The 24,509-nt window shown below is 73.1% G+C and carries 19 protein-coding genes and 2 pseudogenes; 6 read left to right on the forward strand and 15 right to left on the reverse strand.

All coding sequences use genetic code 11. The annotated features are described in order from the left end of the window. Positions 1 to 369: 369 nt before the first annotated feature. Together N5I75_RS21725 and gcl are read right to left on the reverse strand one after the other, a co-directional pair. Positions 370 to 1,575 (reverse strand): Shedu immune nuclease family protein, encoded by a 1,206-nt coding sequence (locus N5I75_RS21725; protein WP_476679634.1) that lies wholly within the window; start codon positions 1,573 to 1,575, stop codon positions 370 to 372. A 100-nt stretch (positions 1,576 to 1,675) separates the two neighbouring features. Next, entirely contained in the window at positions 1,676 to 3,463 is a 1,788-nt protein-coding gene (gene gcl, locus N5I75_RS21730) for a glyoxylate carboligase (RefSeq protein ID WP_476679636.1), read from the reverse strand. A 223-nt stretch (positions 3,464 to 3,686) separates the two neighbouring features. On the opposite strand from gcl, the gene N5I75_RS21735 reads away from it, so the two are divergent. Together N5I75_RS21735 and N5I75_RS21740 are read left to right on the forward strand one after the other, a co-directional pair. Beyond that, positions 3,687 to 4,379 (forward strand): hypothetical protein, encoded by a 693-nt coding sequence (locus tag N5I75_RS21735; protein ID WP_476679638.1) that lies wholly within the window; start codon positions 3,687 to 3,689, stop codon positions 4,377 to 4,379. A gap of 22 nt (positions 4,380 to 4,401) precedes the next feature. Further along, entirely contained in the window at positions 4,402 to 4,911 is a 510-nt protein-coding gene (locus N5I75_RS21740) for a GNAT family N-acetyltransferase (protein WP_476679640.1), read from the forward strand. A gap of 14 nt (positions 4,912 to 4,925) precedes the next feature. Here the strand turns inward: N5I75_RS21740 and N5I75_RS21745 are convergent, their stop codons facing one another. Beyond that, entirely contained in the window at positions 4,926 to 6,551 is a 1,626-nt protein-coding gene (locus N5I75_RS21745; protein ID WP_476679642.1) for an AMP-binding protein, read from the reverse strand. After that, positions 6,548 to 8,233: an AMP-binding protein gene (locus tag N5I75_RS21750; protein ID WP_476679643.1), complete on the reverse strand. Its 1,686-nt coding sequence runs from the start codon at positions 8,231 to 8,233 to the stop codon at positions 6,548 to 6,550. The genes N5I75_RS21745 and N5I75_RS21750 overlap by 4 nt, the downstream gene beginning before the upstream one ends. A gap of 117 nt (positions 8,234 to 8,350) precedes the next feature. Between N5I75_RS21750 and N5I75_RS21755 the strand changes: the two genes are divergently transcribed. Next, a complete protein-coding gene (locus tag N5I75_RS21755; protein WP_476679645.1) occupies positions 8,351 to 9,217 on the forward strand; it encodes a helix-turn-helix transcriptional regulator in 867 nt (288 codons plus the stop codon). 211 nt (positions 9,218 to 9,428) lie between these two features. Here the strand turns inward: N5I75_RS21755 and N5I75_RS21760 are convergent. Next, positions 9,429 to 9,596 (reverse strand): annotated as a pseudogene (locus N5I75_RS21760) (winged helix DNA-binding domain-containing protein); the annotation flags it as partial. A gap of 142 nt (positions 9,597 to 9,738) precedes the next feature. On the opposite strand from N5I75_RS21760, the gene N5I75_RS21765 reads away from it, so the two are divergent. Both N5I75_RS21765 and N5I75_RS21770 read left to right on the forward strand, forming a co-directional pair. Further along, positions 9,739 to 10,257, forward strand: a complete 519-nt coding sequence (locus tag N5I75_RS21765; RefSeq protein WP_476679647.1) for a Pycsar system effector family protein — start codon at positions 9,739 to 9,741, stop codon at positions 10,255 to 10,257. A 25-nt stretch (positions 10,258 to 10,282) separates the two neighbouring features. Beyond that, on the forward strand, positions 10,283 to 11,008 hold the full coding sequence (locus tag N5I75_RS21770; RefSeq protein WP_476679649.1) for a Crp/Fnr family transcriptional regulator: 726 nt from the start codon (positions 10,283 to 10,285) through the stop codon (positions 11,006 to 11,008). Between the two features lie 18 nt (positions 11,009 to 11,026). On the opposite strand, the gene N5I75_RS21775 is transcribed toward N5I75_RS21770, so the two are convergent. The 7 genes from N5I75_RS21775 to N5I75_RS21805 form a co-directional block, all read right to left on the reverse strand. Further along, a complete protein-coding gene (locus N5I75_RS21775) occupies positions 11,027 to 12,751 on the reverse strand; it encodes a serine/threonine-protein kinase (protein ID WP_476679651.1) in 1,725 nt (574 codons plus the stop codon). Next, on the reverse strand, positions 12,748 to 14,130 hold the full coding sequence (locus N5I75_RS21780) for a protein phosphatase 2C domain-containing protein (RefSeq protein ID WP_476679653.1): 1,383 nt from the start codon (positions 14,128 to 14,130) through the stop codon (positions 12,748 to 12,750). The genes N5I75_RS21775 and N5I75_RS21780 overlap by 4 nt, the downstream gene beginning before the upstream one ends. A 2-nt stretch (positions 14,131 to 14,132) precedes the next feature. Next, positions 14,133 to 14,813 carry a vWA domain-containing protein gene (locus tag N5I75_RS21785; RefSeq protein WP_476679655.1) on the reverse strand — a complete coding sequence of 227 codons (681 nt, stop codon included), beginning with the start codon at positions 14,811 to 14,813 and terminating at the stop codon, positions 14,133 to 14,135. A gap of 31 nt (positions 14,814 to 14,844) precedes the next feature. Further along, positions 14,845 to 16,569 (reverse strand): vWA domain-containing protein, encoded by a 1,725-nt coding sequence (locus tag N5I75_RS21790; protein WP_476679657.1) that lies wholly within the window; start codon positions 16,567 to 16,569, stop codon positions 14,845 to 14,847. Between the two features lie 2 nt (positions 16,570 to 16,571). Next, complete coding sequence (locus N5I75_RS21795; RefSeq protein WP_476679659.1) at positions 16,572 to 18,830, reverse strand: hypothetical protein; 2,259 nt, start codon at positions 18,828 to 18,830, stop codon at positions 16,572 to 16,574. Beyond that, positions 18,827 to 19,609, reverse strand: coding sequence for a nucleotidyl cyclase domain-containing protein (locus N5I75_RS21800; RefSeq protein ID WP_476679661.1), 783 nt, complete (start codon positions 19,607 to 19,609; stop codon positions 18,827 to 18,829). The genes N5I75_RS21795 and N5I75_RS21800 overlap by 4 nt, the downstream gene beginning before the upstream one ends. Positions 19,610 to 19,760: 151 nt before the next feature. After that, on the reverse strand, positions 19,761 to 20,894 hold the full coding sequence (locus N5I75_RS21805) for a spore photoproduct lyase family protein (RefSeq protein ID WP_476679841.1): 1,134 nt from the start codon (positions 20,892 to 20,894) through the stop codon (positions 19,761 to 19,763). Between the two features lie 292 nt (positions 20,895 to 21,186). Here N5I75_RS21805 and N5I75_RS21810 point away from each other — a divergent pair, with 292 nt between their 5' ends. Further along, positions 21,187 to 22,236 (forward strand): hypothetical protein, encoded by a 1,050-nt coding sequence (locus N5I75_RS21810; RefSeq protein WP_476679843.1) that lies wholly within the window; start codon positions 21,187 to 21,189, stop codon positions 22,234 to 22,236. A gap of 22 nt (positions 22,237 to 22,258) precedes the next feature. On the opposite strand, the gene crcB (N5I75_RS21815) is transcribed toward N5I75_RS21810, so the two are convergent. From crcB (N5I75_RS21815) to N5I75_RS21825, 3 genes and pseudogenes are all read right to left on the reverse strand, one after another. Continuing rightward, positions 22,259 to 22,633 carry a fluoride efflux transporter CrcB gene (crcB, locus tag N5I75_RS21815; RefSeq protein ID WP_476679663.1) on the reverse strand — a complete coding sequence of 125 codons (375 nt, stop codon included), beginning with the start codon at positions 22,631 to 22,633 and terminating at the stop codon, positions 22,259 to 22,261. Next, a complete protein-coding gene (gene crcB, locus N5I75_RS21820; protein WP_476679665.1) occupies positions 22,630 to 23,202 on the reverse strand; it encodes a fluoride efflux transporter CrcB in 573 nt (190 codons plus the stop codon). Before crcB (N5I75_RS21820) ends, crcB (N5I75_RS21815) begins: the two co-directional genes overlap by 4 nt. Before the next feature lie 511 nt (positions 23,203 to 23,713). Beyond that, positions 23,714 to 24,509: pseudogene (locus N5I75_RS21825) on the reverse strand (hypothetical protein); the annotation flags it as partial.

Consider the following 24,509-nt stretch of genomic DNA (forward strand, 5'->3'; position numbering starts at 1 on the left):
GCGTACGGGGTATGACGGGAGGTCAGCTCCGTACGCACAGGCCCGCACTGCTCGCGCGACCCGGATGAGGGGTGGTCGTGGGGGTGGGTGCGGGAGGACGAGGACCGCGGCGGTTCGTGTTGGTCGTGCGAGCCAGTGCGGTGGTGAAGGTCTTCCGGTGACTCTCTCGACCTGAGGGAGAGCCGCCCGGGGGCCGTCGCACACCATGGGGACCGCCGCGGTCCCAGCCATTCCCCTCCGGGGGACCCTGGATTCCGTCCGGCGGCGCGCATGCATGTCTCGCCAGTCGCGCGCCGTCGGACGGCACAAGTACATCTCTAGATCAAGCGCCGGGTGCGGACGGTTCCGCACCCGGCGCTCGTTCGTGGGTCAACCGCCCGTAAGCGACCGCTCAGCGTTGTCCAACAACTCCTTGTACGTGAGGACCTCGACACGGGCTACGTGGGTGTTAAACGTGCGCAAGGCTTCACAGATCTCGACCTCCGGCACGTCGGCTTGGAGAGCGGGATGTCCGATCAGGACGATGGCGCTGGCCCTGCGTGTCTCGATGCCCAGTTCTTCACGTATGCGGCCACGGTTCTCGTCCAGGCCCACGAGGTAGTTGACCGCCTGGCCCACGGCATCGTGCACCTCGGCCGTCGGAACCCATGCGTTGCGATACTTCTTGACCAGTGGCTTGTTCAGACTCATCGCGCGCTTCAGTTCCACGATGTGCAAGGACCCGTCGCCGCGAATCAGAGGTATGTCCAGCTCGTCGCCGGGCACCAGCCGCCGCTGTACGGCCTCTCCTACATAACGACCGCCGAAGATCCATGGCTGACCCTGGAGAGCCTTCTGCAGGTCGTGCTCCAAAGCGGTACGGTCTTCGACCACCTCGCGCAAGGTCTCCAGGCCGGCGGCACGCCGGCGCAACACATCGGCCTTCAACAGCAGCTGCCCCTTCTCATCTGCGGCCAGAAGCTCCAGCGCCTGCGGCGTCGTGGCGATCCTTCTCGCCACTCCCGCCGGGTCCTCGACGTCGATGCGGTCGCCGCGCAGGATGCGCTCCAGCCAGAGCGCGGTTTCGGCCATACCGCGTGGAATGACATAGCGCCCTGGACGATCATCCGGCGCCTGCAGGAAGCGGGCGTCCTCACCCTGCGCCCGGAAGTGCTCGACCACATCCGTGGCGGTGATGTCCGGTTGCCTTGTGATCAACTCCTCGGCGGCGGACACCATCCACTGGTGCATGGCGGCCATCGAACTCGCGAGAAAGTCACGACTGCGCTCGTGGCGGGCGCCGTCCTGGAATATCCGGTGACGTTCCTCGAATTCGCGCCGGATGATGCGCCCCTCTGCGTAGGCGAGGGAATCGTGGAGCTGTCTCACTGCCTCCCACTCCCCCTTGCCTGCCGCGGCTTCGCGAGCCACGGTCAGTAAGCGGACCATCTCCTTGCCGCCTCGGCGCTTCTGGCTCCGCCCGCTGTGCATGTGCGTCATCACGGCGGACACTGCCGTCCGTACTCCCTCGTCGGTGATGGAATCCCGCACCTTGCGAAGCTGCCACTCCAGCGTCATGTCGACTCGTGTCTGCATGGACCGCATTGTGCAGCCGGGCACTGACAACTGAATCAACGCCAGGGGCGGCCCATCCGTACGGACGGGCCGCCCCTGGCGTCCGGGCGGTTGCTCGGGATCAGACCTTCAGGGGACGGATCGCCGTCGGCGCGTGCCCCGGCTCCGTCGCCAGCTCCTCGAACTCCTTGACCGCGCTGATGTCGGCCGTGGGGCTCATGGAGATGTTCGTGATGCGTTCGAGGATCGCCTCGACCACGACCGGGACCTGGTGGTCCTGCGCGAGCTTCTTGGCCCGCTCCAGCGCCTCACCCAGCTCGTTCGGGTCGGTGACCCGGATCGCCTTGCAGCCCAGGCCCTCGGCGACCTTGACGTGGTCGACGCCGTAGACACCCAGCTCAGGACTGTTCTGGTTCTCAAACTCCAGGTTGACCTGGAAGTTGATGTCCAGGCCGATCTGGGCCTGCCGGATGAGGCCCAGGTAGGCGTTGTTGACCAGGACGTGGACGTACGGGATGCGGTGCTGCGCCCCGACCGCCAGCTCCTCGATCATGAACTGGAAGTCGTAGTCCCCGGAGAGGGCGACGACCTGCGTGTCCGGGTCGGCCTTGGCGGCGCCGAGCGCGGCCGGGATGGTCCAGCCGAGCGGCCCGGCCTGGCCGCAGTTGATCCAGTGCCGCGGCTTGTAGACGTGCAGCATCTGCGCGCCGGCGATCTGGGAGAGGCCGATCGTCGTGACGTAGCGCGTGTCCTTGCCGAACGCCTTGTTCATCTCCTCGTAGACGCGCTGCGGCTTCATGGGGATGTCGTCGAAGTGCGTACGGCGCTGGAGGGTGGACTTGCGCTCCAGGTGCGAGGCGACCCACGCGGAGCGGTCGGGCAGCTTGCCCGCGGCCTTCAGCTCCTTCGCCACCTCGACGAACAGCTCCAGCGCGGCCTTGGCGTCGGACGTGATCCCGTAGTCCGGCGCGAAGATCTTGCCGATCTGGGTCGGCTCGATGTCGACGTGCACGAACGTGCGGCCCTGCGTGTAGACGTCGAGCTTGTAGCCGGTGTGCCGGTTGGCCCAGCGGTTGCCGAGGCCGAGCACGAAGTCCGACTCCAGGAACGTCGCGTTGCCGTAGCGGTGGCCGGTCTGCTGGCCGACCATGCCCGCGTTCAGCTCGTGGTCGTCCGGGATCGTGCCCCAGCCCATCAGGGTGGGGACCACCGGCGTGTTGGTGATCTCCGCGAACTCGACCAGCAGGTCGCTCGCGTCCGCGTTGATGATGCCGCCGCCCGCGACGATCAGCGGCCGCTCGGACTCCAGGAGGAGGCCGAGCGCCTTCTCGATCTGCGCGCGGGTCGCGGCCGGCTTGTAGACCGGCAGCGGCTCGTACGTCTCGACGTCGAACTCGATCTCCGTCTGCTGGACGTCGATGGGGAGGTCGATCAGGACGGGGCCGGGACGCCCCGAGCGCATCAGGTGGAACGCCTGCTGGAAGACGCCGGGCACCTGCGCGGCCTCCAGGACGGTGACGGCCATCTTCGCCACCGGCTTGGCGATGGAGGCGATGTCGACGGCCTGGAAGTCCTCCTTGTGCAGCAGGTGGCTCGGGGCCTGCCCGGTGATGCACAGGATCGGGATGGAGTCGCCGATCGCGGAGTACAGGCCGGTGATCATGTCGGTGCCCGCGGGGCCCGACGTACCGATGCAGACACCGATGTTGCCGGGGTGGGCGCGGGTGTAGCCCTCGGCCATGTGCGAGGCGCCCTCGACGTGGCGGGCGAGCGTGTGGTCGATGCCACCGCTCTCCTTGAGCTCCTTGTAGAAGGGGTTGATGGCGGCACCGGGCACGCCGAACGCGTTGCTGACACCCTCGCGCTTGAGGATCTCAACGGCCGCGCGGGCGGCGGTCATTCGAGCCATGAGTGCTCCCGACTTCTGCTGTGACTGAGCTCCCGTCGCGCCCCGCGGCGAGCTCTGGCGTCGATTGTCCGTAGCTGGTTCTCTGCGCTTCCCTGTACGTTTCCGCAATGTGGAAAGCTAGTTCTGCTATATGGAAGCAATGTAGAGGGGGGTTTCGGAGGCCGTCAAGGTGGATGATGAGACTCACGTCGAACCGGAATCCGCGGGACCGAGGGGGTGAGCCATGGCCGGACCAGTGCGCGTACGGTGCCCGGCCTGCCGGCGCGAGCACCTCTACACGCCCGCGGTGCTGCCCTGCGCGTGCGGCGCCCCCGTCGCCCCGCCGCTGCTGCGCGGCGCCGACGCCGAACCGGTCAGCGAGCGGACCTGGGCCGACGACTGGGTCACCCTGCGCTGCCCGGTGTGCGGCCGCCGCGACCGCTGGCCCCGGCCCGAGCTGGGCTGCGACTGCGGCACCGTCCTGCGCGTCCCCGTCCAGAGCGACCAGGCGCCGGCGCCCTCGCACATACCGCTGCCGCGGACGGCGCCCGCGCCGCGGCCCGCGTTCGAACCCGTCGCCATCCGCACCGCACGCGACGCGGTGACCGCCGCCGCGCTCTATCTGCGCTGGCTCGGCTACCGGGACGTGCGCCGCGCCGACCAGCGCCCCACGTCCGGCATCGGGCTCGCGGCGCGCGGCGTCGTCGCGCAGGTGGAGCCGTCGGTGCGGCCCCCGACCGTGCGCGACGTGGAGTGCCTGTGGCTCCAGTCCATGACGGAGTCCGCGACCTCCGTCTTCTTCTCCCTCGCGGGCTACGCGGACGAGGCCCGCACCCGCGCCGACGAGCTGAACGTGCCGCTGTTCGTCCTCGACCTCGCCGGGGTGCCGCAGCCGGTGAACAGCCCGGCGGACGAACTCATCGCCTCCGGCGCCTGATCCGTCTCCGTAGGATCGCGGGATGATCCTCCGCAGCGCCGCCCCGGCCGACCTGCCCCGCCTCCAGGCCATCGAGGTCGCCGCGGGCGCCGCCTTCCGCCCGCTCGGCATGGCCGCGATCGCCGACGACGAGCCCTTCACGCTGCCGGAGCTGGAGCGCTACCGCGCCGCCGGGCACGCCTGGGTCGCCGAGGCGGAGGACGGGGCGGTGGTCGCGTACCTCGTCGGCGAGCCGGTCGACGGCGCCTTCCACATCGAGCAGGTCACCGTGGACCCGGCCGCCGCCCGGCGCGGCATCGGCCGGGCGCTGATCGAGCACGCCGCCGACCACGCGCGCGTGCTGGGCCTGTCCGCCCTCACGCTGACCACGTTCACCGAGGTGCCGTGGAACGCCCCGTACTACGAGCGTCTCGGCTTCCGCCCCCTCGGCTCGACCGCCGACCTGACGCCGGGACTGCGCGCGATCCGCGCGGCGGAGGCGGAGCACGGCCTGGACCGCTGGCCCAGGACGTGCATGCGCCGGGACCTCTGAGAACCCGGGCGCCGCTACTCCCCGTACCCCTCCCGCAGTTCGATCTTCCGGACCTTGCCGCTCACCGTCATCGGGAAGGAGTCGAGGATCCGCAGCCGCGTCGGCACCTTGTAGTGGGCGAGCCGGTCGCGGCAGTAAGCGCGGAGTGCGTCGAGGGTGAACTCCCCGGCCTCCGGGTCCTTGAGGATGACGCAGGCCAGGACCTCCTCCCCGTACTTCTCGTGCGGGACGCCGACCACCTGGACGTCGGCGATGCGCGGATGCCCGTACAGGAACTCCTCGATCTCGCGCGGGTAGATGTTCTCGCCGCCGCGGATGATCATGTCCTTGATGCGGCCGACGATCTGCGCGTAGCCGTCCTCGCGCAGGACCGCGAGGTCGCCGGTGTGCATCCAGCGTCCGGCGTCGACGACCTCGGCGGTGCGCTCGGGGTCGTTCCAGTAGCCGAGCATGACGCTGTAGCCGCGGGTGCAGAGTTCGCCGGGTTCGCCGCGCGGCAGCGTGACGCCGGTGACCGGGTCGATCACCTTGACCTCGATGTGCGGCAGGACGCGGCCGACGGTGCCGGTGCGGCGCTCCAGGTCGTCGTCGCGGCGGGTCTGGAGGGAGACGGGGGACGTCTCGGTCATGCCGTAGCAGATGGAGACCTCGGCCATGTGCATCTCGGCGACGACCCGTTTCATCACCTCGGCGGGGCACGGCGAGCCCGCCATGATGCCGGTGCGCAGGGTGGAGAGGTCGTAGGAGGCGAAGTCGGGCAGGTTCAGCTCGGCGATGAACATCGTCGGGACGCCGTACAGGGACGTGCAGCGTTCGTCCTGCACGGCGCGCAGGGTGGCCGCCGGTTCGAAGGACGGGGCCGGGATGACGATGCAGGCGCCGTGGGACGTGGCGCCGAGGTTGCCCATGACCATGCCGAAGCAGTGGTAGAAGGGCACGGGCAGGCACACCCGGTCCTGTTCGGTGTAGCCGACCGTCTCGCCCACCCAGTAGCCGTTGTTGAGGATGTTGTGGTGGGAGAGCGTGGCGCCCTTCGGGAAGCCGGTCGTGCCGGACGTGTACTGGATGTTGATGGGGTCGTCGCAGGACAACTCGGCTTCACGCGCGCGGAGCCGCTCGTCCGGCACGGACGTGCCCGCCGCGACCAGCGCGTCCCAGCTCTCCTCGCCGATGAAGACCTTCTCGCGCAGCTCCGGGCACTCGTGCGCGACCTGGCGGACGAGCGCCCGGTAGTCGGTGCCCTTGTGGCCCGTGGACGAGATGAGCACCGAGATGCCGGACTGCTTCAGTACGTACGCCAGCTCGTGCGCCCGGTACGCCGGGTTGATGTTGACCATGATCGCGCCGATGCGGGCGGTCGCGTACTGGGCGAGGACCCACTCGGGGCAGTTGACCGCCCAGATGCCGACGCGGTCGCCCTTGGCGACGCCCCGGCCGAGCAGCCCGCGCGCCAGCTCGGCGACGGCGGCGTCGAACTGTGCGTAGGTCCAGCGCCGCCCGCTGACCACGTCGACGAGCGCCTCCCGGTCCGGCCAGGCCTCGACGGCGCGGCGCAGGTTGCGCGGGATGGTGTCGCCGAGGAGGGGCGTGGCGCTGGTGCCGTGGGCGTAGGAGAGGTCATCGGAGAGGTTGTCGGTCACCGGAAGTCCTCCTCGCGGTACTCGCCCGCCGAACCCTGCGCCGTACGCTCGCGCAGCTCGATGCGGCGGATCTTGCCGGACACGGTCTTGGGCAGCTCGGCGAACTCGATGCGGCGCAGCCGCTTGTACGGGGCGAGGACGGCCCGGGAGTGCTCGAAGAGCAGCTTCGCGGTGTCGGGCCCGGGTTCGTACCCCTCGGCGAGGACGACGTACGCCTTCGGGACGGAGAGGCGGAGGTCGTCGGGGGCGGGCACGACGGCGGCCTCGGCGACGGCCTCGTGTTCGAGGAGGGCGCTCTCCAGCTCGAAGGGGCTGATCTTGTAGTCGCTGGCCTTGAAGACGTCGTCGGAGCGGCCCACGTAGGTGAGGTACCCCTCGGCGTCCCTGGAGCCGATGTCGCCGGTGCGGTAGTAGCCGCCCGCCATCGCCTCGGCCGTGCGCTCCGGGTCGCCGTGGTAGCCGACCATCAGGCCGACCGGGTGCGCGGCCAGGTCGAGGCTGATCTCGCCCTCGGCGGCGCCGGGCTCACCGGTGACGGGGTCGAGGAGCTCGACCTTGAAGCCGGGGCTCGGCCGCCCCATGGAGCCCGGCTTCAGCGGCTGGCCCGGGCTGTTGGAGACCTGCACGGCCGTCTCGGTCTGCCCGAAACCGTCGCGGATGGTGATGCCCCAGGCCCGCTTGACCTGCTCGATGACCTCGGGGTTGAGCGGTTCGCCCGCGGCGACGACCTCGCGCGGCGGGTTGGCGAGCTGGGTGAGGTCCGCCTGGATCAACATGCGCCACACGGTGGGCGGCGCGCAGAACGAGGTGACGCCCGCGCGGTCCATCGCGGCCATCAGCCGGCCCGCGTCGAAGCGCGTGTAGTTGTAGAGGAAGACGGTCGCCTCCGCGTTCCAGGGCGCGAAGAAGTTCGACCAGGCGTGCTTGGCCCAGCCGGGCGAGGAGATGTTCAGGTGCACGTCGCCGGGGCGCAGCCCGATCCAGAACATCGTCGCCAGGTGGCCGATCGGGTACGAGACATGGGTGTGCTCGACGAGCTTGGGCCGGGCCGTCGTGCCCGACGTGAAGTACAGGAGCAGCGGGTCGTCGGCGAGGGTGACCCCGTCGGCCTCGAAGGTGTCGGGGGCATCGGCGGCGTCCTCGTACGCGAGCCACCCCGCCACCGGCGCCTCGCCGCCGACGACGATCCGGGTGTACTCGCCCGGCACCTCGGTGAACTTGGCGACGTCCTCGGGGCGTACGACGACGTGCCGGGCGCGGCCGCGCTCCACGCGGTCGGTGAGGTCGGCGGGGCCGAGCAGCGGCGTCGCGGGGATGACGACCGCGCGCAGCTTCATCACGGCCAGCATCGTCTCCCACAGCTCGACCTGGTTGCCGAGCATCAGCAGGACGCGGTCGCCAGGACCCACGCCCTGGGCGCGCAGCCAGTTGGCCACCCGGTTGGAGCGGCGGCGCAGGGTGTCGAAGGAGAAGCGGGCGTCGTCGCCGTCCTCCTCGACGATGTGCAGGGCCGTCCTGTCGTTGCCGTCGGCGACGGTGTCGAACCAGTCGAGGGCCCAGTTGAACCGGTCCGGGCGCGGCCAGGCGAAGCCCTCGTACGCCGTCTCGTAGTCGTGCGCGTGTTCAAGGAGGAAGTCACGTGCGGTGCGGAACTGCTCGGTGGAACTCTGCGACGTCGTCATGTGCGCTCCTTGCACTGTCCTGGTCCGGCGCGACCGTGTCTGCCATCGTGTACGGCGTGACGCGGGTCTCACCACCCCCGAACGGGGGTGTCCGGGTCCGGGGCGAGGAGAGCGAAGGTGACAGCGGAAGCCGCCGAGGCGGTCGAGGTGCGGGCGGCGCTGGTCCGGCTGCGCCGGGGCACGGGCCTCCCCGTGGCGTTCGGCGGGCTCACGCCGAGCGCGGGCCAGGTCCGCATCGCCGAGCTGAGCGGCGCGGCGACGAACGCGCTGCGCGGCCTCGCCGTGTCGGCGGGCAACGGCCTGGGCGGCAAGACGCTCTCCCTGGCCAGGGCGTGCGCGGTCACCGATTACCACGACTCGCGCCACATCAGCCACGAGTACGACGCCGCCGTCGGCGCGGAGGGCCTGCGCTCGGTCCTCGCGGTCCCCGTGGTCGTACGACGCCGGGTGCGCGGCGTGCTCTACGGGGCCCTGCGCTCGGCCCAGCCGCTGGGCGACCGGGTGCTGAACGCGGCCGTGATGGCCGCCCGCGACGTGGAGCAGGCGCTGGTCGTACGGGACGAGGCACGGGCCCTGCTCGCGGCGGCGAGTGCGCCGGTCGGCGAGGGCGCAGGGGCGTGGGAGGAGGTCCGCGAGGCGCACGGGGCGCTGCGAGCGCTCGCCCCGCGGATCGTCGACCCGGCGCTGCGGGCAGAACTGCTCGCCGTGTGCGGGCGACTGGCGTCGGCGTCGGCCCCGCCGGCCCGGGAGGCGGCGCCGGTGCTCGCCCCGCGCGAGGTGGACGTCCTGGTGTGCGTGGCGGCGGGCGCGACGAACGCGGCGGCGGCCGAACGCCTCGGTCTCCGCCCCGAGACCGTCAAGGGCTACCTCCGCGCCGCCATGCGGAAGCTGGGCGCGCACACGCGGGGCGAGGCGGTGGTGGCGGCGCGGCGGGCGGGGCTGCTGCTGACTCCTCCCTCGTCCGGCCCGCCCGGCCGCCGCTAGGGCCTGTCGTCAAATCCCGTCGTCGCCCGGAGGGCGGCCCCCGCGTCTGGTGCGTGCTCTGGGGTGGCCGAGGCTGGGGGAGTGCCGGGTGCAAGGCCTCGTACTGGACGTACTTGGCCTGTGCCCGGTGCGGCGAGTGGGGGTCCCCCGGCCGCAGGCTGGGGGAGCGTGCCAGGCGTCGCGGGGCAGACGGGAATTGTCAGACAGGCCCTAGCCGCGCGGCGAGCGTGACGTACGGCGGCCGGACCTCCTGCGCCTGCAGCCCGACGAGGTGGGCGACGGCGTCCGTCACGCTCAACGGGGCGCGCGCGAGCAGCAGTTGGCGCTCCAGGGTGGCCCTGCCGAGGGCGCGAGCGGACATCGGCTTCGTCGTCGTCATGGGGGGACGGTAGCGGGCTCCGAGTCCGTCGCGCGGCCTCCGTGCGGCACGTCACCGAGGTTGCGCGAGCCGGCGCGCGGGTAGCCACCCCCTGCGCCGGCCAGGCGCTCACGTCCGCCGAACCACGAGGAGGGTGCGCGCCGTGTCCGACGGTGATCCGGTGACCCGCGAGGAAGCGACCAAGACCGCCTGGCAAGTGCACTCCGTCCTCACCGAGTGGACGCGCACCGTGGACGCCAAGGCGTCCTTCGCCCTCGCGATGGAGTCCGCGGCCCTCGCGGGAGCGGTCGCCCTGTCCGGCTCGGGACAGCGGCTCGGCAATGTCTCGGGCATCGCGCCGAACACGGCCCTGTGGACCGGCCTCGCGCTGCTCGCGCTCTCCGCCGTCCTCGCGGTCTTCGCCGTTCTGCCCCGCCACCACCACGCGGGCCGCGTACGCTCGGGCCATGCCGACGACTTCATCTTCTACGGCCACCTCCGGCACTGCGGCCCGGACGAGCTCGCCGAACGGCTCGTCCGGCACGGCCCGTTGCCCGCGTTGAGCAGGCAGCTGGTCGACATGAGCCGGATCGTGTGGATCAAACAGCGGCTCGTACGGCGGTCGCTGCTCACCGCGGTGGGCGGATGCGCGCTGATAGCCGTCGCGGGTCTCACCGGCTGACCGCGGGATGGGGCGGGAGGCGGGGGTGGCAGTGGATTTCCGGGACAGCGGGCCGCTGAGACACGGGCCCAGCCGGACCCCGTTCTGGAACCTGCTGGACGACGCGGCCCGGCGGACGCTGCGCGAGGCGGGCAGGGTGGCCGCGTTCACCACGCGGGAACACCTGGTGCGGCAGGACGAGCTGAGCGACCATCTCCTCGTCCTGGGCCGTGGTTGCGTCAAGGTCACCACGGTCGCCGCCGCCGGGTATCAGGCGGTACTCGCCCTGCGTGGCCCCGGCGACCTGCTCGGCGAGCAGGCCGGGCTCGACGGCGGGCCCAGATCCGCGACGCTCACCGCGCTGACACCGGTCCAGGCCCTGGTGATACCCGCCGAGGCGTTCCGGGCGGCGGCCCGCGACCATCCCGTCGTCACCGGCGCCGTCCACCGGATGCTCTCCGCGCGCCTGCGGGACGCCGACCGGCAGCGCACCTCGGCCGGCGCCGATCCGCTCGCCGCGCGCCTGGCCGGGCTGCTGCTCGACCTGGCCGCTCAGCACGGCCGACGCACCGCCTCGGGCGACGTGGACATCGGACTGCCGTTGTCCCAGGACGATTTCGCCGGGCTCGTCCTCGGCTCCCGCAGGACCGTCAGCCGGGTCCTGGAGCAGTGGCGCACCGAGGGGTGGGTGACGACCGGGCGCACGCAGGTGACCGTCCACAGCACGGACGCGCTGAAGCGGGTGCGGGAGGGCGGACCGGCCGGACGGTGACCACCGCCGCCCGGCCCCTCACAGATCGGTCCAGGCGAGCGTGTTCAGGCCGTACTCCCGCGCGACGGGGTTCCATCCGGCGACGAAGTCCTTCTTCGCCGCCGTGGCATCGGCGCTGGCCGACGCCGCGTCCTGCCAGGCGCCCGCTCCCGTGACGGCGGAGGACGAGCAGTTGCCCGACACGTCGTCGACGATCCGTACGTAGGCCCGGTCGGCCCGCTCCGAGCTCCGCCAGGCGTCGCGCAGGGCCGACGCCAGACCGGCGGAGAGCCGGTCCAGGGAGAGCGCGTCCAGTTCCCCGACCAGAGCGGCCCGTGCCTCGGCCGCTTCCGCGAAGACCTGCCGGCTCCCCTGGAGGTCGTCGCAGTTCATCATCGACTGCACGGCGTCGGAGACCCCGCTGCGCCGGTCGGCGTTCCGCGCGAGGAGCGTGTCCAGGGCCTGGGCCTGCTCCTCGCGCGTGTCCGTGGACGCGCTCGGGGACGGGCCCGCGTCGCCGCTGCCGCTCTCCCCGCTGATGCCGCTGCCACTGCCGCTGTCGCTGCCCCCGAGGTCCAGCGCCGTCACGATCTGCCAGCCGGCGAAGGCGATGACGGCCAGCACGACCCAGACCACGGCGGCGGCCACCCGGCTCGACGAGGAGCCGCGTCCGGGTGTGCCGCGGGGAGGGCCGGCCGGGCGGGAGGGCCGCGGCGGCGCGGGGCGGGCGCCGACGGTGGTCCCCAGCGGGCCGCCGGCCGGGGTGCGGGGCACTCGCCGGCCCGCGGCCGGCACGGTGGCCCTCGACGCTGTCGTCGCCGTTGCCGCCGTCGTCGTCGCCGCCGTTGTCGCCGTTGTCGCCGCAGTCACCGTCGGCCGCGCCGCCTTCGCCGCGGCCGGCCAGGTCACGGGAGCGCTGTCGAAGGCGCGGCGCAGGGGATCGAGCCAGTCGCCGAGGGCGGGCCGGTCGGCGGGCGTCCGGCTCAGCCCCCGCTCGGCCAGCTCGGCCACGGCCCTGTCCATCCGGCGCAGCGGAGCGAGGTCCTGCCCGTGCTGCTCGTGCAGGAAGAGCCGCACCGCGAGCAGCGCGAACTTGTAGCAGTCGCCCTCCGGTGTCTCCGGCGCCTCGCCGTCGGGCAGATGCCAGCCGGGCGTCTGTACGGGCTTGAGGACCCAGTCGCCGGCGAGGCCCATGGCGTCGCAGTCGATGAGGAAGCAGCCGGGCCGCGGCCCGGACAGCGAGAACAGCAGGTTCTTCGGGGAGAGGTCACCGGCGACCACACCGAGGCCGTGCAGCCGTTCCAGGATGTCGGCGAAGGCGAGCAGCAGACCGAAGACCTGGCGCGGGGTCACGCTCCCCACCATCTTGTCCACGTACGTCAGCGAGTTGAGCAGGAACTCGAAGCCCGCCGTCTTCCTGTCGCCCGACGGCATGGTGAGGAAGAACTCGTCCGGGATCTGCCGCATCAGGAAGCCGCGAACGTGCGGCCCCTCGGTCACCAGCGCCGCGGGCCAGGCCGTGTGCTCGGCCAGCCATTGCGCCACCGTCGGCGGCCGTTCCGGCAGGAAGGCCACCATCCGTTCGAGCGCGTCGGTCCGCAACTGCCGCTGGGCGTCCGGCTTGTACTCCTTGTACACCACCGGCCAGGCCTTGTTGATCAGCCGCTTCTCGACCGCGCGGACCGTGCCCTGTCCGCCGCCTCCCAGCTCCCCGCCGAGCACCAGGTCCGCGCGGGCGATCCGGACCGCCCCGGGCCCGCTCACGGGGTGCCGCCGCGGAGCCGGTGCCGGGGCCAGACGGCGAGCAGGGTGCGGTCGTCGTCGAACGTCTCCCGCGAGAAGTCCAGCAGAGGGGCCAGCTCCCGTGGTTCCGGCGGGCGCACCGCCAGCTGCGCGAACAGCTCGCCCACCACGCCGGAACCGTCACCGAGCGGATCGCCGAAACCGTCGGTGCCGACCAGCAGGACGCCGTCGGCGGGCAGCGTGTACGACACCGGACGGGAACCGGTCGACAGGCGCGGCAGCGCGGCCACGGCGTTGCTGGTGATGTCGCCCGGGCGGCTGTTCTTGTCGCTGAGCAGCGGGTTGAACCGCCCTTGGTGCAGGCACCAGGCCGAGGAGTCCCCGACGTGCACCAGCGTCACGTGCATCCCGCCGCCCTCGGCCGGTGCGACCGTGCCCGCGACCAGGGTCGTCGCCAGGGTCCGGCCGGCCTCGGCCAGATCCCGCTCGTCGGGTTCCCGGCCGCGGGCCACCCGCATGAGCAACTGGTACCGGGCCGCCTGCAGCACCCGGGTCCAGTCGGGGGCGGAGCGCTCCTCGCCGAGCTGCACCATGAGGTCGTTGACCGCCGTGCGGCAGACCAGCGCCGCGCCCACGTGCGACTGCGCTGCCGCCGAGACGCCGTCGGCGACGGCGAAGACGACCGTGGCCGACGGCTCGTGCCAGGCGACGACCACGTCGTCCTGGCGTGGCCGCCCGTCGAAGCGGTGCTGGTCCCCCCGGACGGAGGCCAGCCGCACGGTCAGCTCCGGGCTCGACCACCCGTCGAAGAGGGTGTCGGGACGATAGGGGTCGCCGGGCGGCGGTTTGGGCTCCACCTGCGCGGTGGGCGCCCCCAGCACGACCCTGCGGAACCGGTTCGCGCCGCCCGGGGCGGCCGCCGCGGGCCGGTCGGCCCCGGTGTCCGGTGGTCCCGGCGCCGCGTGCCGTGGTGACGGGGCCTGACGCGGGGCCGGGGTGTGCGGCGGCGGTGCGACGCGCGGATCCCGCGGGTCCGCGCCGGGGGCCCGCGCCGTGCCCTGCGCGGGGGGCGGGGCCGTCCGCTGTCCGGGGCCGGAGGGCGCAGGGGGTTCCAGGGCCGGGCCGTCGTACGCGGGCGGGACGTACTCCGCGACCCGGTAATCGGGCACCGCGTACCCCGGGATGTGCGCGGCGGGCGACGGTGCCGCACCGCCCCCGTGCGGCGCGGACGAGTGCGGCGCGGGCGGGCTCGGCGCGGGCGGATGCGGCTCCCCCGTCCGGTGCGGGTCGGGGGCCCGTCCGCCGGCGGCGTCCGCCGTGCCGGCGTCCGGCGGCTCGGGCGTGGCCCGCTGCTCGTCTTCCGGGCTCTTGCTCCGCCGGCGGGGCAGCCACTTGTCCACCGTCAGACCTCGTCGATCGCGAGCCGGAAGCCCTCCGGCCTCTCCACCGCCAGCTCGGCCTGCTGGCCGGCGGCCAGGGCGTTGGCCGACTCGACCACGCTCTTGGTGAGTGCTGTGAAGAACTTCGCGATGGCGTCGCCGAGTTGGGCGCCCGGGATCGAGATGAACGCGAACTTCTGCTGCGTCGCCACGGCCAGGATCGTCTCGGCGCGTGCCCCGCCGATCCCGAAGGCGATGACGTTGGGCGCCGCGCCGGTCACCGTGCGGTCCGTGAGCCGGCCGTGTGTCTGGCGCCACTCGTCGCCGCAGGTCGGCTGGCCGTCGCTGAGGAAGAAGACGGCGGGGCGCAGCACCTTGTAGCCCTGGGACTTGAGCGTGCGCACGTCCTGGGGGACGCGCTCCAGGAGCGCGGCGAACGCCGCGTCGTAGTTGGTGCCGCCGCCCGCCGACAGCCGCGGCAGTTCGTTCTCGCTCCGCAGGTCGGCCAGCACCAGGTGCTCCACGACGCTGTTGGAGAAACCCAGCACGGAGAAACGCACCTTGGCGGCGGCCATCGGCTCCCCCAGGAGCGCGACGTGCAGCGACTTCATTCCTTCGTTGAGGTCGCCGACGTAGCTCGCCATGGAGCCCGATTCGTCGGCGAGGACGTACACCGGCAGCAACTGTCCGAGTGTCTCGGCCATCCCACTCATCCCCCTCTGTTGTGCAACCGCACTACTGCTCTTGCGTGACGGGCCGGAGGCCCGGCGGACAGTCGAGTCTCAGCTCCATGCCGCCCACGATCGCGCTCCGGCCGAGATGCAGCAGCGTCTGCTGCAACAGGACGGAGAACTGCACCACCGACTGCGCGGGTTCCGCGCCCTCGACGGCGACGACTGCCAGTTCGGGCCGGGAGGCGAGGCGCCGCACGGCCCGGGCCCGGTCCGCCGTGATGCCGCACGCCACGACGTGCGGGAAGTACTTGTGCGCCAGCAGCTCGGCGTGCGCCTCCGGCCATTCGGCGTCGTCCTCGGCCTGGCCGACGGCCAGGAAGAACACGACGGGGCGCAGTACCCGGGGCACCTGCTCCTTCAGCCGCTCCGTCTCCAGCGGCACCAGGTCGAGGAGGCGCCGCAGCACCGGCCGGTAGCGGCAGCCCGGCGCCGTGCCGAGCCCCGGGACGCCGGTGCGCCAGGAGACCTCGGTGAGCGGCAGCACGACGTCGGCCTCGTCGGCGTAGGTGAGCACCGAGAGCCGGACGGCCGCCGCCACGTCGGGGCTGTTGGCCAGGAGGGTCTGGACCGAGCGGAGCGCGTTGCCCAGGTCGGTGACGCAGCCGGCCGCGGCCTGGGAGGTGTCCAGGACGACGTAGACCGGGATCAGTCCGTTCGGCGGCGCGACGGCGGGCTGCGGGGCGCTGCCGCCCCACTGCACGGGACCGCCCTGCGCCGCCGCGGGCGCGGACGCGGCGTAGTCGGGGCCGCCGGGCGCCACCCCGGAGGTGAAGGAGGCCGGGCGCCCGGCGTCGGGCCGCTCGAGGACGCCCGCGACTCCGGTGCCCGGAGTGGTCGGGCCGAGCACACCCTGGCGCAGGCCGGGCAGGTCGACCTCGCGCACGACGCCGCGCTCGATGAGGTACTTGACCATCTCGGCGTGGCGCTGGTCCCGGATCTCGTGCTGGGTGGCCTCGGTCTCCCGGACCCGCGCGAGCAGTTCGAGGGCGTGCGCGGCCTCCTCGGGATGGCGGACCAGATGCTCGCGGACGAGGTGCTCCAGGTCGAGCCGGGTGTCCGCGAGCGTGGCCCGCTCCTCCGCCTGCCTGCGCCTGCGGCCGGCCGCCCTGATGTCCTCGATGTCCTCGTCGGAGTAGGTCTCCGAGCGTCTGGCCTCGTGCGCGTGCGCACCGAGCCGGGCCCGGCGCCGCGACTCCTCCATGGCCTGGATGTGCCGGGCCGCGGCCTCGTCGGGCTCCATCTGGACCTTGCAGTAGTAGATGGTGATGCCCTCGGGGAGCTGGATCTGCCGGTCCAGCTCCTGGTTGACGGCGAGCTGCGCCGCCATGGCCTCGGTGATCGCGAACTGCGCGGCCCGCAGCCGGATGCGGTCGGTGAGGTATCCGTAGACGACCGTCAGCGCGTCCCGTACGTTCCTGGCCACCACCATCGCCGGGTCGTGCACCCGGAAACCGATGTCGATCGTGGCCTGGAAGCGGTGGCCGCCGTCCTTGCAGGTCAGCGGTGTTCTGCTGACGGACGCCTGGCGTCTGTGGTCGCTGAGGTCGACGACGTAGCAGGCGCGGTTCCGGCCGAGCCAGCGCTGCCCGAAGGTGCGGACGGTCTCGACCTCGAAGGGTCCGCCCTCCACCGGGTAGACGACCGCCACCGCGGGCGGCAGCTGGGGCAGCTCGCCGATCCGGCTGCGGGAGATCGGTCGCTCGTTGAGGATCAGGGAGACGGTCATCCTCACGCCCCTTCCAGGTCGAGTTGTGCGTGCACCATGGCCGCCGTCAGCGGCAGCCCGGCGATCCGGTCGGGGTGCGCCCAGTCGTCGGCACAGGCCCGCAGGATGCGGCCCGAACGCCGGTCGCCGTGGGCGATGGCACCGATCAGCAGCCGGAGCATCTCGCGCAGTTCGGGGTCCCGTTCGGCCAGCTTCGCCCAGTCGCCCACGACCTGTTCCGCCTCGTCGTGGAAGAAGGACTCGTTGAGCGCGGCGCGCCACAACCGTACGAAGGAGGAGCGCAGTTCGGGCCGCCGGTGCGCCAGGTAGAGCAGTGTCGGCCACTCGGGCACCGCGGCCCGCGCGTCGACGTCCTTCGTCTCCACGACCACCTGCGCCGCGACGATGAGGAAGGCGAGCACCGCCGCGCGCCCGGAGCGGTGGTCGTCGGTCCGGTCCCGCAGCATGGGCAGCACCGAGCCGGCCGCCTCGGGGTCGTCGGCGACGAGGTCGGCCAGCGCGCAGCCGGCCGCCACCGCCACCGTCACGCTGTCCACCGCGAACAGCCGGGCGAGCTGCTCCACCGGGCGCCCCGGCACCGCGCCGAGGCCGTGCACGCGCGCGGCGGCGGCCTGCAGCTGCGGTCGCTTGTCGGCGTACCAGCCCTCCACCAGGGCGGTCGCCTGCTCCCGCACCCAGGGGTGCCGGCAGGCGACGGCGAGCGCGTAGGCGACGGCGGTGCGGCGCGCCGCGCTGTCGCTGCGCGCCCAGGGGACGAGGACACGGCGTTCGATGTGCCGGTAGCCCTCGGCGGCCAGCACGCCGAGCCCGGAGGCCGCCGCGTAGATGCGCACCTGCTCCGCCGGGTGCACCACCAACTCGGACAGCCAGTCGAGGAGTTCGCCCTGGATCTCGTACTGGGTCCAAGCGTGGAGGATCATCCGGCGCGCGTAGCCGGGGTCCTTGTACTCGAGGATCTTGCCGGGCTCGCCGCCCGGCTTGTCCCGCTCCTGGGCGCGCAGGTGCCGCAGCTGCCGCCGCCGGGGTGTCTCGAACAGGTCCTTGGCGCGGACGGGGCGTCCGTCCGGCCCCGGCGCCAGGACGTAGGGCGCGTCGTCCTCGAGGCGCTCGCGCAGGGAACGGGCGGCTTGGGCGATGTCCTCGTGGGGCAGGCCGTTGAGCACCGCCAGGGCGAGCGCGAAGCTGCGTGCGCCCGCGTCCGGCAGGCTCTCGGCCCAGATCTCGAAGTCCTCCGCCTCCAGGCGTGCCCGGCGTTCGCGCAGCCGGTCCAGGTCGATGGCGCCGTACAGGTCGTACTGTTCGCTCATCGCGGCGGCCAGGTCACCGGCCTGCCGGCAGGCCGGGACGCCGCCCACCAGCTCCGCGATCATGTCGCGCACGTCCTCGCGGGCCAGCAGCCGGTCGGCGTCGCGCTCCCCGAGCCGCCAGCGCAGGTGGGCCCGCACGACCTCCCAGGGCTGCGGCGCGTCCGTCAGATCCCGTACACCGGTGAGCAGTTCGCCGTCGGCGAGGTCGCCGGACGCCGCCGTGACGACCATCCAGGCGTCCGCCTGCTCCAGCGCTCCCTGCACCTTCTCGTAGGTCTCCCGGCCGAGGTTCCCGATGTCCTCGGGCTGTTCGAGGAGGAAGCCGGCGCCGCGCTCGATGGCCCCGCTGTCGTTCTCCAGCTGCTCGGCCAGCGAGCCGAAGTCGACGCCGCTGTCCAGGTGGTAGACCGCGCCCCGGCAGGAGCCGAGCAGCAGCCGTACGGCCATGGCGGACTTTCCGTACCCGGCCGCCGAGCGCAGGATCAGCAGCCGCTGGCGGGTGAGCGCGTCCCGGACGTCCGGCAGGTCGGCGGGCGCGCAGTAGGCGAACCGGATCCGTTCCGCGATGAGCGGGGAGAGCGCCCGCAGCTTGCGCCGGTGGCCGCCGAGCACCACGACGTACTTGTCGCCTCCCACCATGTCACCCTCGACGTTGGCGGCGGCGTTCTGCAGCAGCCCGCGCCGCTGCGACCCCTGCCCCCGCTGGCCGGTCGCCTCATAGGACTCGGCGCCCGGCCCGGACTGCGGGGGCGGGCTCTCCGGGCCGCCCCCTCCCTCGGCCGGCGGCTGCGCGGGCGGCTGGCCGCCCTGTCCGCCCCCCGCCGGTTCCTGACCGGCCCCCGGGGCGGGCGGTGCGGACGCACCGCCCGCCCCGGGCCCCCCGGACCCGGCCGCCGGCTGGCTCCCCCCTGGATCACCGGCGGCCGGGGGTCCTGGCGCCGCGGCTGCCGTCACAGCCGCACGTTCCCTGTGTTGTGCACGGTCACCTGTTTGGATCCGGCGACCTGGTCGCCCTGCACGGTCTGCGCGTGCTGCACGACGGAGGGCTGCGCGACGGAGGGCCGGTCACCGCAGGGCCGGCCGTCTGAGGCGCTCGGCTGCTCGTCCGAAGTGCTCCGCCGCCCGTCCGTGGCGGGCGGCAGCCCCGGAGGGGCCGCGTGGCCGGGAACGGTGATCCAGGTGGTGAGCGTCTCGCCGTGCTTGGTGGTGAGGCCGGACGGCAGGTACGCCGCCGGGTCGATCCCCCGGTGGCCGTGCCGGATCACCGTGCGGTGGATGTCGTCCGACACGGCGAACGCCATCCGGGCCGAGGGGGCCGCGTCCAGGACGTCACGGAGGGCCTGGGCGTCGACGATCCGGCAGGCGGTGTTGACCGCGTCGCCCGACCACCCGCGCGCGTCCCTTGTCATCGGCCCCTGGTGCAGGGCCATCCGCAGTCTGACCGCGTGCTCCTCGTTGGCCTCCTGGGCGTACTCGCCGAGCCCTTCGTCGAGTTCGCGCACGAACGGCCCGGCGATGAGCACGGGTGACACCGACGAGCGGACGAGCATGAGCACACCGTCGCCGCGGTCCTCGGACACGGTGTCCGTCGCCGCGAGCCCGGCACGCTCCATCGCCGCGTCGAGCACGCGGTACATCGCGGCCCGGACGCGCCGCTGCACCGGATCCCGGCGCGGGCTGAACCTCTCGATGTCCAGCGCGATGACCCAGCGCTGTTCCAGCTCCCCTGACATGTGCGGACCTCCCCCGTGCTCCCCGCAAGGCGCTGCCGAACGTGATCCCAGTAGAAGGCATCCGGAGAGAGCCGGTCCACGCCATTTGACGTACTCGCGAGATTGGCCGGAAACGCTTTGCGACAGGAGTTCGGGGCGGGTCCGGCACCGCTCAGAACGCGTACCTGATCCGCAGCCAGGGCGCCCGCTCCCCCACCAACTCCCGTAGCCGCGCCAGCGCCTGGCGTTTGACGTCCAGCGCGTAGCGGACGTTGAGGGCGTTGTTCTGGGAGCGCTTCGTCTCCTGGATGCCGGGTTGCCAGAGGAGGTCCTCGGCGCGGGGGTGCCAGCCGAGGTTGACGTCGTGGAGGGGCTCGTTGTGGGTGAGCATGATGATCTCCGCCGCCGCCTGGGCCTTGACGCGGGCGGGCAGCACGTCGTCGAGGTGGGTGAGGAGGTCGGCCCACGCCTGTTCCCAGCCGGGGCGCAGCACGACCGGTGAGAGGTTGAAGTGGACCTCGTAGCCCGCGTCGAGGAAGTCGGGTGCGGCGGCGATGCGTTCGGGGACGGGGGTGGTGCGGATGTCGAGGAGGCGGGCGTCGTCCGGCGGCATGACGGAGAAGCGGACGCGGGTGCGGCCCTGGGGGTCGAGGGCGAGCAGGTCGGGGTTGACGAACTTGGTCGCGAAGGACGCCTTGGCGGTGGGCATGGTGCGGAACGCGGCGATCAGGTCGGCCGTGTTGTCGCTGACCAGCGCGTCGACGGAGCAGTCGCCGTTCTCGCCGATGTCGTAGACCCAGGCCGCCGGATCGCACTGGTTGGGTTCCGGCTTGGGGCCCTGGGCGCGGACGTGGCGCCGTACGTGGGCGACGATCGCCTCGATGTTGGTGAAGAGGGTGATGGGGTTGGCGAACCCCTTGCGGCGCGGGACGTAGCAGTAGGCGCAGGACATCGCGCAGCCGTTGGAGGGTCCCGGCGCGATCCAGTCCGCCGAGCGGCCGTTGACGCGGGTGGTCAGCGTGGACTTGACGCCGAGGACGAGCGTCTCGGTCTTGATGCGGACCCAGCGGTCGATGTTGCCGTCGTTGCCGTGCAGGGCGGGGATGCGCCAGTGGCTCGCGACCTCGATCACCGTCACGTCGGGCCGCAGCCGGCCCATGATCTGCTGCCCGCGCGGTGAGGCGAGCGCGGCGGGTTCGGCGTAGACCTCGCGCACGTCGAGCATCCGGCGCGCCTGCGGGCTGTCGCGGAACGAGCCGTGCGCGGGCTCGGGCCGCTCCGGTGCGAGGTCCTGCCAGCCGAACAGGCTCTGCTGCTCGGGCTCCTCCCGCGCCGCCGCGCCGTCGTTCGGCTCTCCCTCGTCCTCGTCCACGGTCTCGGCCACCTTTCCCACATCGCCGCTGGTCACATCCTCACCGATCCAAGCGCACCGACGCGTCCGGCGCTGACGCACACACCGGGTGCCGCGCCGCCCGGGTCGCTGCACCGGACCCGCACCGGGAACGCTTGTGCGATCATGCTGGGCGGCGACCGCCCAGGGGAGGTGCGGACGCCGCTCAGCATGATCGATGCGTACGGAGCGACTGGAGCGGCGCAACGTGAGTTCGGGTGGGGATCAGCACAGTTCGTCCATGTCGGACGAGGATTGGGAGCGCTTCCTCCGGGAGTCCGAGGAGGGTGTCCCGGACGCGCCGAAGGAGCCGTCGGCGCGCGCCCGCATGGTGACGCGGCGGCTCCAGGAGCAGGACCGTCCGCCGGAGGGGTGGCGGACGCACACCCCGCCCCGGCCGCGCAAGCGGCTCCGGTACGTGGTCGGTCTCGCCGTCGCCCTGGCGGCGGTGTTCGTGGCGCTGAACCCGGGCCTGGTACCGGGCTGGCCCGGCGGCGGGAACGACGACCGGGGCGGGCAGGCCGAGGCCACCGTGGCCCAGCCGTTCAAGGGGTCGCCCGCCGCGCACTGGGCCGACGGGGCCGCCGGGATCGAGGTGCCCGCGGCCGATGCCACCGGATGGATGAACCGGACGCAGGTCGCCGGGGCGCTGGCGAAGACCAAGGCCTTCCTCGTGGCGTCCAGTCTCGACCCGGCGGTGCTGGCCGGCGCACGGCCCGAGAAGGCCCTCGCGTACATCAACCCGGAGCAGCCGGAGGAACGGGAGAGGCTGGACACTGCCCTGGCCACGCCGAGCGAGAAGAACAACCCGCTGACGCTGTTCAGCCGGTTCGACGTGTCGAAGGTGCGGCTCGTCGGGGACGTCGTGAAGGTGCGCGGCCGGCTCTACTACGAGGAGGGCGACAAGGGCGCGCTGAGGGTGACCGCCGACGTCACTTACGTGTACCCGGTGGTGCGCGCGGACGGCGACAACGACGACGACGTGGTGCGGGTCATCGTGCGCCGCGAGAACGTGATCAGCTGGGACGACCCGAAGAAGATCATCACCAAGGCGGGCACGTTCTCCGTCGTGCGGAACAGCCTGGACACCACCAACACCGGGTGCGACCGCACGTACACCGGCTACTTCGCGCCCTCCTTCGGCCCCGGCGAGCGCACGGACGGCCCGGCCGTCGACCCGTACGACCGCAGCGTCCCGATGGAGAAGCGGATGCGCGCCGGCGAGGACGACGCGTGCGGGCGGGCCACCCGCTCCTGAGGTGCGGCGCGGCCGGGGGCGGTCAGGCCCAGAACGCCTGGGCCAGCGCCGCCCCCGTGAACGCGGCGCCGAGGCCCGCGGCGACGCTGCCCGCCACGTTGAGGACCGCGTAGAAGCGGGCACCGGTCCCGGCCAGGCGCAGGGTCTCGTAGGAGAACGTGGAGTACGTGGTCAGGGCGCCGCACAGGCCCGTGCCGAGCAGGAGCTGGAGCTGGGACGAGGCGGCGCCCGCGGCGACCGCGCCGGTGACCAGGCCGAGGACGAGCGAGCCCGCGACGTTCACCGTGAACGTGCCCCATGGGAACGCCGTGTCGTGGCGGGCCTGGACGGCGCGGTCGGTGGCGTAGCGCAGGGGGGCGCCGACCATGGCGCCGGCGATGACGAGCAGCCAGTTCACCGGGCGCCTCCCACGACGAGGCGGCGGGTCAGCCCGGTCCCGGCCCACACGGCGGCGAGCGCGACGCACACGGTCAGGGCCAGATAGCCGAGCGCGGTGCGGGCCTCGCCGAGGTCGGTCAGCTGCCGGATGTCGACGGCGTACGTGGAGAACGTGGTGAAGCCGCCGAGGACGCCGGTGCCGAGGAACGGGCGGACCAGCCGGTGGGGCGCCCGCCTCTCGGTGATCACGACCATGAGGACGCCCATCAGCGCGCAGCCGGTCGCGTTCACCGCGAGCGTCGTCCAGGGGAACGCGCCGGTGGCCGTCGGCCAGAGGAGCGAGGCCCCGTAGCGGGCGCAGGCGCCGAGGGCACCGCCGAGCGCGACGACGGCGATGACGGGGCCCTGACCGCGCCACAGCGCAGCGGCGGGCGCCGGATGCGGGACGGGTTCGGCATCGGGGCCGACCGGCTCGACGGGTTCGCCATCGGGGCCGACCGGCTCGACGGGCTCGGCGTCGGGGCCGGCGGACTCAGCGCGCACCGGCGCGCCGGATGCCGTCGGCTCTGCCTCTTCCGGTCTGCTCAACGGGGCCTCTCCCACGCGCAGGACACCCGCGCCGACAGAACCGGCGCGGGCGCACATCGTCGCAAGCAGGGACCGTCGGCGGCGTACGTGCCGCGGTTGGGTGCGGCGGGCCCCACCGCCGCGCGACCGGCCACCGGGGCCGACGCACCGATCACTTTACCGGCAGCCCCGGCCCGGCCCCCTCGTCGGAGCCCCCGCCGCCCCGCGCGTCACAGCTCCGCGCGGGCGCGGGCCTGTCGCTCGGCGGCGCCGGGTCGCGGCGCCGGTCGCGGGGCCCCCGGTCGGGCCGCCGCCAGCCGGTGCCGAGCCGTCTCCCGCCCGCTCCGGCCGCCCCCGGCACACCGCGCCCCACGCTTCCGCCGCCCCAGCGACCCATGACCGATCACGCCCGCTTCCCCGTGCCCCCGTGTGGAATTCCGCGAATCTACGGCCGCCTTCCGGGCCCGGCAACGCGTGCGCTCCGATGCGGGTACCGGGCGCCCGAAAAATGGGCCTCCCCCGCGCCGACCCGTCAGAGATCCGCGCCGAGGCCGCTCCGCACCACGAAACTGCACTGCGTGTAGGTGTACCCGGGCTTGATGTCGCTGCCCGCCGCCCGGCTGCGCGCGGAGGCGCCCGCGCCGTCCGGCTTGTGCAGGAAGTGGTATGTGCCCGCCGGCAGCCTGAGCGTCGTGCGCGGGTACTTCTTGCCGCTCGCCTTGCAGGCCCCGCCGGTGCCCGCGGCCTCGCTCGCGTACGTCGAGCACGTGGCGCAGCCGCCGACGGTCACGCGCCCGGTGACGGGGCCCGTGTAGAGGATCTCGACGGGGTCCGGCCCGTCGTTGCTGATCACCAGCTCCATCCGGGCGCCGCCCGGCGCGTGGGCGGGCGGCAGCCGCAGTCCGGCGGAGGGGCGCTGCTCGGCGATCTCGGCGGCGATGGCGACCTGCCGGGCGCGGGCGCGGCGCTGGTCGCTCCTGTACGTGGTGGAGAAGTCGGCCAGCGTCTTGCGGGCGGCGCCGAACGCGCGGTCCCGGAACTGGTCCATGCCACAGGCGTAGACGCCGTTGCGCACGGCCCGGTCGGCCGAGCCTCGCACCTGCGCGGGGGCGGGCTCGGGCAGCGCCTTCGCGGTGTCGCCGATGCGGCGCAGTTCGTCGGTGGCGCGGCACGGTTCGGCGCCGGAGAGGGCGGCGGCACGCTTGTCGACGGCGGCGCGCAGGGCGGGGCCTACCTCGGCGGCCTGGTCCGACTTCGGGAACGTCCGCAGGAGTTGGCCGAGCTCACCGCCACGGCCGTCGCTGTCGGCCGTGCCGAGCTTGCCGGTG

The organism is Streptomyces sp. R818, assembly GCF_056172735.1.

What these genes read in the sequence shown, in the direction of transcription:
- N5I75_RS21790 (WP_476679657.1), bottom strand. Translation starts at nt 16,569, where the DNA reads ATGACCGTCTCCCTGATCCTCAACGAGCGACCGATCTCCCGCAGCCGG.
- N5I75_RS21740 (WP_476679640.1), top strand. Translation starts at nt 4,402, where the DNA reads ATGATCCTCCGCAGCGCCGCCCCGGCCGACCTGCCCCGCCTCCAGGCC.
- N5I75_RS21735 (WP_476679638.1), top strand. Translation starts at nt 3,687, where the DNA reads ATGGCCGGACCAGTGCGCGTACGGTGCCCGGCCTGCCGGCGCGAGCAC.
- N5I75_RS21785 (WP_476679655.1), bottom strand. Translation starts at nt 14,813, where the DNA reads ATGGCCGAGACACTCGGACAGTTGCTGCCGGTGTACGTCCTCGCCGAC.
- gcl (WP_476679636.1), bottom strand. Translation starts at nt 3,463, where the DNA reads ATGGCTCGAATGACCGCCGCCCGCGCGGCCGTTGAGATCCTCAAGCGC.
- N5I75_RS21750 (WP_476679643.1), bottom strand. Translation starts at nt 8,233, where the DNA reads ATGACGACGTCGCAGAGTTCCACCGAGCAGTTCCGCACCGCACGTGAC.
- N5I75_RS21725 (WP_476679634.1), bottom strand. Translation starts at nt 1,575, where the DNA reads ATGCAGACACGAGTCGACATGACGCTGGAGTGGCAGCTTCGCAAGGTG.
- N5I75_RS21800 (WP_476679661.1), bottom strand. Translation starts at nt 19,609, where the DNA reads ATGTCAGGGGAGCTGGAACAGCGCTGGGTCATCGCGCTGGACATCGAG.